Here is a 12,348-nt window from a genome sequence, read left to right on the forward strand (position 1 = left end):
ATGTCTGAAAAAGTTGAGCAACTAGAATTTCTAAGAGATAAAAACATTGCTCAGGCGGGTCCTGTGACCTGCCTGGGTATGACTTTTGAAAATAATGAAACACGTCGTGCTTATTTCACCGAAGAATTAAGAAAGAAACTACCGGAACTGAAAAAAATAGAGGGTTTCCCTTATGGAAGTGATGAAGATATTCTAGTCTTGTCAGATCCGCCATACTATACTGCATGTCCAAATCCATGGTTTGTTGATTTAACCAATGAGTGGGAGAGGCAAAAACCATCTAATACGACTATAAATTATCAACGTGAACCGTTTACTGCTGATGTAAGCGAAGGGAAAAACGATCCAATATATAATGCTCATAGTTATCATACTAAGGTCCCACATAAAGCTATTATGCGTTATATTCTTCACTATACGAATCCAGGGGACATTGTATTTGACGGTTTTTGTGGGACAGGTATGACAGGTGTTGCAGCTCAAATGTGTGGGGATCGAGATGCAGTATTGGAACTAGGATATCAAATTGATCAAAACGGCACGATATTCAAGCAGGAGATTAATGACGCCACTGCAAGCTGGGTTCCTTTTTCTAAGCTAGGTGTACGGCATGCGGTATTAAATGATCTATCTCCAGCTGCAACATTTATTGCATATAATTACAATACGCCAGTTGATGTTCCTGCTTTCGTAAAAGAGGCTAATAGGGTTTTGGAAGAAGTGGAATCTGAGTGCGGATGGATGTATGAAACTAGACATGCAGATGGACGCATAGGAACAATTAACTATACAGTTTGGTCTGATGTTTTTATATGTCCAGAATGTACTTCCGAGGTGGTATTCTGGGAAGCAGCTGTGGATAAAGATGCCGGAAGTGTTAAAGATGAATTTTTATGTCCAACATGTTCCTGTAAGTTAACAAAGAGAAAAATGGAACGTGCTTGGTCAACTACGTTTGATAGTGCAATTAGTCAAACTATACGTCAAGCAAAACAGACGCCGGTCCTCATTAACTACACTATTAATGGAAAACGTGTTGAAAAAAAGCCGGACGAAAATGATTTGATGGTGTTAGAGAAAATAAATAATAGTGAAATTCCATACTGGTTTCCTAAAGATCGATTAATGGAGGGCAAGGAAACGCGTAGAAACGATATTATCGGGATTACTCATGTTCATCATTTTTATACGAAGCGGAATCTATGGATTCTTTCGGCTATTAGAAATCGTTGCAGTGATGGACCATTATTATTGTTATTTAACTCTCAACTAATCAACATGAGTAGACTAAATCGATATAGGCCGGGTGTTTCATTTCCGTATAACCCTTTAAGTGGGACTTTGTATATCGGTTCGCAAACGTCGGAAGCTTCTGTATTCATTGCGTATAAAAATAAGCTTAAAAAGTTAACGGAGGCCTTTAAAAAGATTGATAGTCCTAGCATCATTTCTACTAAATCAATGACTTCTTCCTTAAATTGTTGCGCAGATTATATTTTTTTAGATCCTCCATTTGGAGCCAATTTAAATTATTCAGAGCTGAATACAATATGGGAGAATTGGCTCAAGATTACGACTAATAATCAATTAGAAGCGATTGAAAATAATGCACAAGGGAAAGGTCTAACTGAATACCGTCTGCTTATGACAGAATGCTTTAAGGAAGCCTACCGTACCCTTAAGCCTGGGCGATGGATGACAGTTGAATTTTCAAATACGAAGGCGGCAGTGTGGAACTCTATTCAAACAGCTTTAACAGAAGCTGGATTTATCGTAGCGAATGTATCAGCTTTAGATAAGCAGCAAGGGAGTTTTAAAGCAGTGACGACTACCACAGCTGTAAAGCAGGATTTGGTAATATCTGCGTATAAACCATCCAATGAAATGACGTCTGAAATAGCTGCTAATCAATTTACAGAAGAATCTACATGGATGTTCGTGAGAAATCACCTTGAGCAGTTACCTGTTCATATTGGACAAAAAGGTGCATCGGAGTTAATTGTTGAGAGGACTCCAAGAGTATTATTTGACAGAATGATTTCTTATTATGTGCAGAATGGATTGAATGTTCCTTTATCATCAGGAGAGTTTCAAACTGGTGTTGAGCAGCGATTTCCTATGAGGGATGGTATGGCATTTTTAGAAAAACAAGTGGCTGAGTATGATAAAAAGCGAATTCTAACTAAAGAGTTTACCCAGCTTAGCTTATTCGTTTCTGACGAGAATAGTGCTATCGAATGGATTCGTCAGCAGTTACTTAAGAAGCCTCAGACACGGCAGGATTTACATCCCAATTTTATGAAGGAAATTCAGCACATAGCCAAACATGAGATATTGCCTGAGTTGGATATTCTTTTAGAGCAAAATTTCTTGAGATTCGATGGCGATGGCGATGTTCCAAGTCAAATCCATACTTATTTAAGTACAGATTATAAGGATTTGCGGAATTTGACTAAAATGGACCCTAAACTGATTGAAAAAGCACAAGATCGTTGGTACGTACCTGATCCAAACAAACAAGCAGATTTAGAAAAATTACGTGAAAAGTCACTCTTGAGAGAATTTAATCAATATATCGAAGAGCTTGCTTCTAATAAAAAAAAGTTGAAACAATTTCGTACGGAGGCTATTCGCGTCGGGTTTTATAAAGCATGGAGTGAAAAGAACTATAATATCATCGTCGAGATCGGAAACCGACTACCGGATGCTGTACTACAAGAGGATGATAAACTTCTAAGGTACTTCGATAATGCGCAAACGAAGCTCGGCATATAAAGGAAGTGAACAAACTTGATTGAGTGGCGTAAAAAGGTGCTTGAGTACTTTCAAACACCTTTTTCCCATCTAACATTCGTCAGTGACCCGGACCGATTGTTAGATGATGAAATGATAGTCTCTGAGCTAGTTGGATATGGATTCGAGATTTTAAGATTCGAAGATAAAGCTTCTTTTCGCTTTCAGTTTGAAAGTGAATTCAGGACAGTGGCAACTCATCGAATTAATCTTATGATTGTAAGTAATTCAGAAACCTCGAATGATCTTCCATATGATATTTGGAAAAATGCGCAGAAGATTGAGTTGCGGAAAAGCAGACTTTTTCCTGATTTGGCACCTAATATTGTGCATCAGCTTGACGCACGTACGTTAGATTTGCTTTCCAGACTACAAATAACAGCAAATGTATCTTCAGAAAAAGCAACGATTAACTTTATTTTAAGACATGCCTATGGAATAGCTTATGATTCGATGCACTCATTAGCGGATTGTTTAGTGCTAATTATGCGATGGCATCAGCTTGAGTTAGATATCCCAGATGTAATTAAGAAGTATTTAATTGAAAATATTCAGCAAAATATAGCCGATGTACCTGTTAAAGAGTGGATAATATCCTATTATGACTTTTGTCAGTATCTACAGCAGGAATGGGAAATTTTTGTCGATGATAATTTTCCTAGATCACATGTTTTCTGGAATGCAAGTGTTAGATCCTTCATGAGCTTGCTGTTCAACGAAGGTAAATTAGTAAGAGTGATAATGCAGGAAGAAACTGTCCCTGATGTCTTCACATGGGGAGTTTCATACGACGAAATATCGCAGAGAAGAGAATTATTGAAGGAGCTCCAGAAACAATTGGAATTATTACTATCTGCTCCTACAGATCGTCGTTCTTGGATACAGATTGCAGAGATTTACGGAAAGGCTAAGTGCACCTCATTGGAGCTACAGGCGCATGAAGATGACAATTGTATCTCATTTGAATTAGAGAAGAAATTAGAAGCGAAATTTGAAAAGTGGTTATTTAAACATTATGGATCATTAGTGACACTAACTGATCGCAATGCACCTGTAATGGTGCATAAAACCACCGAAGTGCTTCGAATGAAGGGTAAAGAGAAACTTGCGTTAATTGTCTGTGATGGTATGAGTTTTGTACAATGGGCTCAAATAGAATTAGGATTAGCCCGAAATTATAAGTGTGAAGTGTATGGTTCATATGCTTGGATACCAACGCTAACCTCTGTATCAAGACAATCTATTTTCTCGGGTGAAATTCCGCGATTCTTTTATAATTCTATTAATACGACCTCTAAAGAAGAGCAAGCATGGAAAAAGGTCTGGGACAAAAACGGTGTTCCATCCGGATTTGTAACTTACGAAAAAGGATTAGGGCAAGGTGCGTATGAGAAACCGAATATTGCTGCTTTAACGAAATCTAACACCAGAGTTGCCGGGCTTGTTATTGATACGATTGATCAATTTACGCATAATACAATACAAGGTCAGTTAGGGATGCATGCGACTATTGCTATATGGTTAAAACAAGGATATCTGCAGTCACTGCTCTCAGATTTGTTAGATGCAGGATATGATGTATACCTTACCTCTGATCATGGGAATAAGGAAAGTAAGGGAGTGGGGCGAATCGGTGATGGAACTCTGCCTGAGACCCGAGGAGAGCGCGTGAGAATATATCGCGATGTGGTCCTTAGAGATAGAGTTGCTGTACAATATCCGAGTAAACAGTGGCTAGGTACGGGCCTGCCGGATGATTACCATATACTTTTGGCTCAGCCAGGGGAAGCTTTCGTTCGCGAAGGAGAAATTGTAGTTAGTCATGGTGGCGCAAGTATTGAAGAAGTGATTGTCCCATTTGTTCACATTCAAAAAAGATAGTGTAGGTGTACGTACAATGAAGAAAGTGGTTGGGTTTGATCAAAAAGTTCAGCTTCATCAATTGGACTTTTTGGCACAAGAAATACCTAGGATGGGTTCACGGGATGCTCTGTACCAGTTAGTAGATGAACGGTTAATGGCGGATATTGGAGGTATAAAATCACGTGCCAATGCACGTACGATTTTGTTTAAGATATGGTTCTTAGTTCCCAGTGAGCAAACTAGTCTTAGAGATCGTGCCCTAAACCTGTTTCAACAAGGTTCTCTGGAAGAGAGATTAATTCTTCATTGGGGGATGATTCTCCTTGCTTATCCATTCTTTAAGGATGTGGTTGAACAACTGGGGTATTTATTTCAATTGCAAAATGAAGTAACTAGTGAACATATAGGGCGGAAGATGAAAGGACTATATGGCGAACGACGGCGTGTGGAGGTTTCTATTGGTGCAGTATTAGGTTCTCTTCGTTCATGGGGAGTTCTTGAATCAGGAAAACGGAATACTTATACCGTTGCGATGAAGAAAGAAATATTATCTGCAGAAATAAAAAAATGGCTAGTTCAAGTGTTGTTAATTGTTACGGATAAAACAGTAATTGAAATAAACAGTATCGCTGGAGAACCATGTGTGTTCCCTTTCGATTTGAGTATAATGGAATCAGAACTACTAGGTGACGAGCTCGAAATTACTCGTCAAGGTATTGGGCGATCAATGGTTGGGCTTAGATAAACTCTGTGGCTACAACTCGGTAGAGTCTTCTCAAGGTGGGTAATGGTATGTTGACCAAAGGGGAGATTGTACGTGGTCACCAATTTCCTGAGACTGTCGAAGTAAACAGTGTAGAATTGGTAGATAAGGATTTTTTTTGACTCGGATATCGCTGGGAGACAGTCAATATTATGAGCTGATGTTGGAGCAGCGGGACATCGGATTATTTAAACTGCTTAACGGTAAAAATAACCACAGAAAGGTATAGCACAGGAATATAGTAGTATTACAGTACTTTTTCTTTTCTATGGGCACTCTAAGGCATGATTCTACAATCAAAAAAGTCTTGAATGTACACGCTAATTTATCATAGCGAGTGGCAAGACGTCAGTAATGTTTAAAAAATTGTTCAGGTGGCGCTCCTTGTAAAGTTCCCGGTCATAAGAGATACGCACTTTACGATTTCTCTTCCCGGGAATCATAGGGACAGCCTGTTGCTCTTCCAACAGGGCTTAAATTGCATTCGTGACATAGGCCCGATCGGCTAAGACTTGTTTCATCGTCAACTTTATCTCTTTCAGGATGTCACATTTTGAACCGAATCAAGGACCTCCCTTTCCGCTCCTTCGCCTGGACTTTGCTTTCCACCTGTTGACTAGGGGAAGTTGTATTTGTAATTTATTGATATCAAATCCCCTGTTTTGATATAATGTAGCACTATATCCCGCGGTACATTATCCTGACAGATGGTAAAAGTATTTACTATCTGAGGTCTATCATGAAGATCTCTATCATGAAGATCTGTCTGATATAACCCAACACACATTCATTTATTGCATACAAGATGGAATGGCAATGAGTGAAGAGAGGTTATCTAAAGATTTACTTGTTTGAGAAATACATAATTGAGGTTGAATATTTCCTGTGGTTGACTCACGTAACCTGTTCTTACATCAAGCTTTTTGAACAATAATCCTTTATCGATTTATTGAGTAATAGGAGTAGATCTGAAAATAATAATGCATATTATACTAATTAAAGTCGAGTGAGGAAAGTCTGAAGCGGTTCGAATATCATATTAAGCGGAAGCTGATTATTATGCATACGTTGCGCTTGCAGTTGGTTTAAATCAAACCAAATTACATTACTATTGGGTAATATAGTTGTGGACCTTCCTACCGTGTTAACAAACACCATTCTCATATTAGCACTGAAAACATTTTGAGCAGCTTTTGCTAATAAGGCAAACTGATGAGCCCCTGGCCTTGAAGCTCTCTTGGTAATGAAATCTTGCACTAATTTAATAGCTCGGTCCCGATTGTACATTTCAGAGAAAAAGGTCGATACCTCTAGAGCCTGAACTCCATGATTATTTGCCCACAAATAATCAACATCTACTGTTGAGATTCCATAAGTATTATGAAGTCTTGAGGTTGAAAAATCTAATGATTTCTCAAAACTAGGACCTATTGCTGAGTTTAGATAATTTGGTGGTTGGAATTCATTTAAAATTGAGAGCCTGTTATTAGCGGGTTGATAGTCAAGTCTAAAAGTCGGACTATTTATTTCTTGAATTATTGGATTATCAGTAGAAACATAAATGTTAGTTGTATTTTTTGCATTTACCTCGAATGTAATTGAATCGATTTGTAGATAACTGTTTGCTTTATACCAGATAACTGGCCATAATAGGTTATTAGGGTAATAGGTAGACAAATGCATGGAAATAACACCGTGCGGCGCTACAGCCATGCTAGGATATATTGGTGGTTGTTGTGCCATATAGTTTTATTGTCCCCCCCTGAATAATAGATCAAAGTTTTGAATGACTAAGTTTGCTTAAACTAATCTCATAGCTACTAGTATGCTATTATTTGTATCATACCAAATAAATATTTCCAACTACAAGTAAATGAATCCCATTATTCTACATAACAGTAATCCTGTTTACACACGATTTTAATTATTGGAGGATTTTGATGTTTATTATCGAAGTAAGTAAGACTTATATGGAATTTGGAGGTTACCTCATCTATTAATGAAAGCAAATATAATAATGATTCATATGGGGGATAGTGAAATGAAGAAGAAGGGGAAACTCAATAAGATTAAACTTCGAAAAAGCAAGAATAATACTCCTATAGAAGGAGAGGACTTTTTACTCACTCCTACTCAGCGATTGGTAGTAGGAACTAGAGCGGTAACTGACCGTTTCGTGATAGGTCCCCTCCAAAAATATCAAAACTATTTTGCTCGTTTTAAAACATTTGTATTTATCTCTAAAATTGTTGGGTGGGGAGCTCTTGCTTATAGTGCATTTACTTTAGGAAGTAATTTTTTATCTCAATTCTTTTCTAGTATAATTACACAACACTCGATATCTATAACAGATTTTGTTTCTGTTATAGATATCGTTAAATCGAGTTCGCCTGTATATATTGTAATTAACGGCGTTGTTACTTTTGTATTTGGATTCTTATCTCTAGGGTTTATGACTTCATTATTTGATATGGAGGAATTAGCCGTGGATGCTGCTTTTGCAAACAGTTCTTTGCCAATGAAAAAGTTAATTATCAAAGGATGGGCTGTATTTTCAAGTTCACACTACATGTTTTTCCACGGTTTTTTTGACATTTTTGTTATTCTGTTTTTGATATTAGTTATCACGAAGCATTTGCAAATACGTCGTGCTAGAGGCGATATATTTCAACTTAACAGAATTCGTTATTGGATTAGAGATAGCAAATTGTCTATTCGTTTCCGTAATGAATATTATTTATATGATATTTATTCCAAGAAAATTACAAAATACCCATTAGATGCACGATATTACGAGCATCTTCTATGATCTGCCTTGCATTAGATATAAGAGTTTCACCTATTCATGGCCTTTAAAAGAGTTAATTCAGTTTTCACCTTAATTTATAACATACTCTAAATGATGATGCGATAACTCAATGTTCAAGCAACTTCAGCAAACATCTTCAACATTACAACACGCCGAATTGCTGTAATGGCCGACCCAGTTTATGCGGATGAGATTGCTTCTTGGGGAGAATACCAAATTGTTGTGCTTTCGGAAGTAGGGGAACTTGTTAATCTAATCCCTCTGACCGACAACTTTGTTAACCACCCGAGGGTCATAGTTAATTGTATGTCTACTATAGTTTGGAGGTTTTCAGGCCCTAAAATGGATGATTTATTCTAATTCAGTCGCATACGACGGAGGTGGAATTTAATGATAACAAGTATTAATAATATGAATCCAAGCAAGGGAAAGGCATTTCAACTTTCAGTCCAGCAAGCTTTGACATTATACTTTGGGAAGCCCTTTGACCTAGAGATAGCCTATCCAATAGGAAAGCCAGCCAAAGACCACAAGTTCGACTTGATTTCCAGTGATGGCGAAATTATTGTTGAAACCAAAAACTACACGTGGACAATTGGAAACAATGTGCCTAGCGCAAAGATGTCAGTGCTAAATGAAGCAATTTTTTACTTACAACATGCACCAAAGAATACTCATAAGTTATTGGTTATCAATTTGGATAAGCACGCAGGCAGAAATGAAACCCTGGCCTCATACTATGTCAGGACTTATCGGCATTTGCTTGATGATGTTTCTGTCATGGAGTTTGACCAAAATACAGGATTATTGAATAGAATTGTTTAACTTACGGTGAAAAGTAATGCTCTAGGCGATCTCCTCAAACAACTGCAGCATCACCCGGCGACGAATTGTTGGATTTACCGTGCCACAAGTTCGCCTCCATCTAAAAAAACCGCTCACTGAGCGGGTTTTTGCTTTTTATTGAGTTAAAATGTTGACCAAATGTAGTCATGAAATTATTAAGGGCCAAATTGTACTAGGACTTGTAGACATCATGTCTACAAGCTAGGAATATAAATTTTATGCACTGCATTTAACTGAATGGTATTGATTTTCCATTGCATCAGTTGAATTTAAATGGAATAGAGCAGGTAGAAAGAATGCTTAACAAGCAGATTGATATGGAAATTCGACCCATTTTTATAGAAAAATAGCGATGGTACCGACGATGGCGTAGAATGAAGCCTTCGTCGGTACCATCAATTTTTTTTAGGTTCAAAGGGGGGGGATTATTGGCCCTTAAAAGAAAAGGAACATCTGGTGTGTGCTCTACATGATAAATTCCTTTTTTGGCTAAGACGGTGATAGGTAGTCAGTTCCTGCTCATCTTCTTTTCCATATTAATTTCAGAAATATACATTAAAATAACGCACTGAATGGTTCTTTATGTAATCATAATCTCTAAACTGGCCGATACACTATATAAGATGGGCTGTTGTTAAATATCCTCTCTTAATTTCGTATTTTGAAATAAACTTTCATCTTTTAAGAAGAAGGGTCTGCCTCTATGAACTATATGTTATATGGACGAGCATATCCTAAGTCTCAAAAATAAGCTTAATCATGATGCAACATCTAATAACGTAAATATGAACCTATCTTAAACTGCTGTACCTAATCAGGCCAACTCCGTTACTGAAAAAACACAGTGTTGCGGATGGGTGATGAGTTGATCCCGTTGGAATGAAGAGCGATTCTGGACAGACAAATGGAGGTTAGCGTTCCGAAATCTTTAGCCTGATGCCGCGGAGCAAGCCAAATTTAAATGTCCTTCGGAACATCGCTCTGAGATGATTTATACCTCTTTGGATGGGAAGGTGAATATCACCTTTAATCGGACGGAAACTGCTTTAGCTGTCGACGAGCTTTCTGAGTTTGTGGAGCAAATGGCGGACGTTTTGCGGTCTGTACAACCGATTTGCAACTGGATGGGCACTGAAATGATCGTAAATCGTTCCGGTCTGTCCATCGGGATGATCCGTTTGTAGCTGCAGCTTCGGCATTCGGAGAGACAAAAAGGGGCAGCGCTAACTCGGATACCCAGACGAGGCCAATTCCAGTGGACTTCCTTCCCGAACCGGTGGCCCGTCTGCCCAATTCTTCTCTCGTGTAAACTGGTTTTCCTTCGGGGAAATGGTGACAAACAGGTCGGTACCGTCGAAGTAGAGTTTCAATCCGGTTTCCTCCTGAAAGGTTAGGGCGGCTACACGAACCTTGAAGTTGATACCGAGCCAGGCTCGCTTTGCTGCTCAGCCATAGCTATTGCTAGGAAGTGAATCGAACCATCTGGGTCAAATTCTTGTTGGAGAAAATCCAACAATATTTGTTGTGTGGTGGTCATCGTCGTGGTCGAGGTATTATAGTACAAAGATAGCATATTCCGTTTGACTTAGTTTAAGGATACTTTAAGAAGTGGTTTTTTTTAGGTTGAAAACTTTTAATAAGTAAGCAGGAAAATAGTCCTAAATGTTGAATGGTAATTATGTATGAATCATTTTGGAATTACAAAATGAAAATCCTCTATGCGAATGATTAGTAATATTAATATGATTGGAAAATCAGTGGATTGGGACGGAGGAAATAGGGCTGTCTTAAATGGCAGTGTAAAGAGTGATGGGGTTTATTTGTCCGATCTTGCTTCTATAAAGCGAGAAGGTTATGTGGTTCTAATTTTAGTTCCTGATATGCTAATTATGGTTAAATTATTTGAAAGATGGTGTTTATATGCACAATGGAAAAGCAATGAATCAAGACAAGCAAAAAGAACAAAAGGATCAATTGATTTCATTAACGGGATTTAACGAAAATGAATGTAAGCAACTTCTTATTAAGACAGGATGGAGTATTAATAAAGCTGTTGAAAGAATGCGAAGTTATGTTGGAGGTATCGGTTCTTTATACTCAAAAGAATCGATAGAACTTGGCATTAAAAATGCTGGTCTATATGAAAAACTTTCGAACAATTTAAGTACCTTAAATACAATGAGAGGAGGTACAAAAGGATTTAAAGGTTTTTTATTTGAAGAAATGCATGCAACTAATGCAACGATAAAAGGACAAGTTACGAATGTTATAAATAATAATGGAATTGCTGATTTTGCGATAATAAACACCAACGGAACTGTAACTTATGCTCAAGCAAAGGTCGGATATGGTACGACTAATATCGACTTTTCTACATATAAGGGGCAGACTATTGTGGTGGATAAAGGAAATGCATTTCTGATTGAAAAAGCAAAGAAAGCCAGGTTAGAAGTAATGGAATCGAATATTTCGTCGAAAGAAGCAGCAAGATTGGCGAAACAAATGCAGCTTGAAACAAAAATTATCGGGCGATCAAATTCAGTAGTAGTGCCTAAAGCCCATGCAACAGTTAATATTGTCAAAGAATCTCATCGAGCAGGTCTGCAATCAGCGAAAACCGGGGGGCAATTCGGTGGGGGATTTAGCCTTGGCTCAAATATGGTAGATGTACTTAGTGGGGAGAAGAAGGTTGGTGATGCAGCTAAAGCTGTTGTAGTAGATACAGCCTTGTCCACTGGTATTGGATATGCAACTGGGGCTGTTGCTACTGTAGTTGGTAATACTGCGGTAGGCACAGCAGTTGCGGGAACGGTTGGAACCGCAACTTCCGCGTTAGCTGGTACTGCTGTAGGAGGAACAGCAATTGCAGCAGGTTCTGCTGTTATCGGGACCATTGGTGGGTTGGGAACCGCTGCAGCAACTACAACTCTTGCTGCAGGAACTGCTGTTACTTCAGCAATTGCTAGTACGGCTGTAGGGAGTGCAGTTGCAGCGGCAGGGACAGCTGTTGCTAGTACAGCAGTAGGAGGAGCAGCAGTAGCAGCCGGAACAGCGGTAGTAGCTGCAGCAGTTGCTGCTGCACCAATTGTTGCAGTAGGCGTTGCGGGGGGGGTTATTTTTGGTATCGGTAAAAAGTTATTTGGGAAATAAATTTAAATTTCGATGAACATTTTGTAATTATCCGTTGGATAGTCAGTTATAGATCAACGATTGGAGAAGGCAGAGTTATGGAGTTTCTGATCTAAGTCACCTCCCCAAAAATCCTATGCATCAC

The 12,348-nt window shown here is 38.4% G+C and carries 9 protein-coding genes; 7 read left to right on the plus strand and 2 right to left on the minus strand.

The features are described from left to right. From MKY16_RS01005 to MKY16_RS01015, 3 genes are read left to right on the plus strand one after another with little or no spacing between them, the layout of a single operon-like run. On the plus strand, positions 1 to 2,775 hold the full coding sequence (locus MKY16_RS01005) for a DNA methyltransferase (RefSeq protein ID WP_340953657.1): 2,775 nt from the start codon (positions 1 to 3) through the stop codon (positions 2,773 to 2,775). Between the two features lie 15 nt (positions 2,776 to 2,790). Then, positions 2,791 to 4,674: a BREX-3 system phosphatase PglZ gene (gene pglZ, locus MKY16_RS01010; protein ID WP_340953660.1), complete on the plus strand. Its 1,884-nt coding sequence runs from the start codon at positions 2,791 to 2,793 to the stop codon at positions 4,672 to 4,674. Between the two features lie 16 nt (positions 4,675 to 4,690). After that, positions 4,691 to 5,401 (plus strand): hypothetical protein, encoded by a 711-nt coding sequence (locus MKY16_RS01015; RefSeq protein ID WP_340953663.1) that lies wholly within the window; start codon positions 4,691 to 4,693, stop codon positions 5,399 to 5,401. Positions 5,402 to 6,415: 1,014 nt separating this feature from the next. Here the strand turns inward: MKY16_RS01015 and MKY16_RS01020 are convergent. Beyond that, positions 6,416 to 7,162 (minus strand): hypothetical protein, encoded by a 747-nt coding sequence (locus MKY16_RS01020; RefSeq protein WP_340953666.1) that lies wholly within the window; start codon positions 7,160 to 7,162, stop codon positions 6,416 to 6,418. A 298-nt stretch (positions 7,163 to 7,460) separates the two neighbouring features. On the opposite strand from MKY16_RS01020, the gene MKY16_RS01025 reads away from it, so the two are divergent. The 3 genes from MKY16_RS01025 to MKY16_RS01035 all read left to right on the plus strand — a co-directional run bounded on the left by MKY16_RS01025 (position 7,461) and on the right by MKY16_RS01035 (position 10,258). Further along, entirely contained in the window at positions 7,461 to 8,228 is a 768-nt protein-coding gene (locus tag MKY16_RS01025; protein WP_340953667.1) for a hypothetical protein, read from the plus strand. Positions 8,229 to 8,618: 390 nt separating this feature from the next. Then, the gene (locus MKY16_RS01030; protein WP_340953668.1) at positions 8,619 to 9,053 is read left to right on the plus strand and encodes a hypothetical protein; all 435 of its coding nucleotides are present in this window, start codon (positions 8,619 to 8,621) and stop codon (positions 9,051 to 9,053) included. A gap of 1,034 nt (positions 9,054 to 10,087) precedes the next feature. Further along, positions 10,088 to 10,258, plus strand: a complete 171-nt coding sequence (locus MKY16_RS01035) for a hypothetical protein (protein ID WP_340953671.1) — start codon at positions 10,088 to 10,090, stop codon at positions 10,256 to 10,258. Positions 10,259 to 10,297: 39 nt separating this feature from the next. Here MKY16_RS01035 and MKY16_RS01040 read toward each other — a convergent pair whose 3' ends face one another. Beyond that, on the minus strand, positions 10,298 to 10,444 hold the full coding sequence (locus tag MKY16_RS01040; RefSeq protein WP_340953673.1) for a hypothetical protein: 147 nt from the start codon (positions 10,442 to 10,444) through the stop codon (positions 10,298 to 10,300). Positions 10,445 to 10,994: 550 nt separating this feature from the next. Here MKY16_RS01040 and MKY16_RS01045 point away from each other — a divergent pair. Further along, a complete protein-coding gene (locus tag MKY16_RS01045; RefSeq protein WP_340953674.1) occupies positions 10,995 to 12,224 on the plus strand; it encodes a hypothetical protein in 1,230 nt (409 codons plus the stop codon). Positions 12,225 to 12,348: the final 124 nt, after the last annotated feature.

Source organism: Paenibacillus sp. FSL L8-0641 (assembly GCF_038006265.1).
Classification (GTDB): domain Bacteria; phylum Bacillota; class Bacilli; order Paenibacillales; family Paenibacillaceae; genus Paenibacillus; species Paenibacillus polymyxa_D.

What these genes read in the sequence shown, in the direction of transcription:
- MKY16_RS01005 (WP_340953657.1), top strand. Translation starts at nt 1, where the DNA reads ATGTCTGAAAAAGTTGAGCAACTAGAATTTCTAAGAGATAAAAACATT.
- MKY16_RS01015 (WP_340953663.1), top strand. Translation starts at nt 4,691, where the DNA reads ATGAAGAAAGTGGTTGGGTTTGATCAAAAAGTTCAGCTTCATCAATTG.
- MKY16_RS01020 (WP_340953666.1), bottom strand. Translation starts at nt 7,162, where the DNA reads ATGGCACAACAACCACCAATATATCCTAGCATGGCTGTAGCGCCGCAC.
- MKY16_RS01025 (WP_340953667.1), top strand. Translation starts at nt 7,461, where the DNA reads ATGAAGAAGAAGGGGAAACTCAATAAGATTAAACTTCGAAAAAGCAAG.
- MKY16_RS01030 (WP_340953668.1), top strand. Translation starts at nt 8,619, where the DNA reads ATGATAACAAGTATTAATAATATGAATCCAAGCAAGGGAAAGGCATTT.
- MKY16_RS01045 (WP_340953674.1), top strand. Translation starts at nt 10,995, where the DNA reads ATGCACAATGGAAAAGCAATGAATCAAGACAAGCAAAAAGAACAAAAG.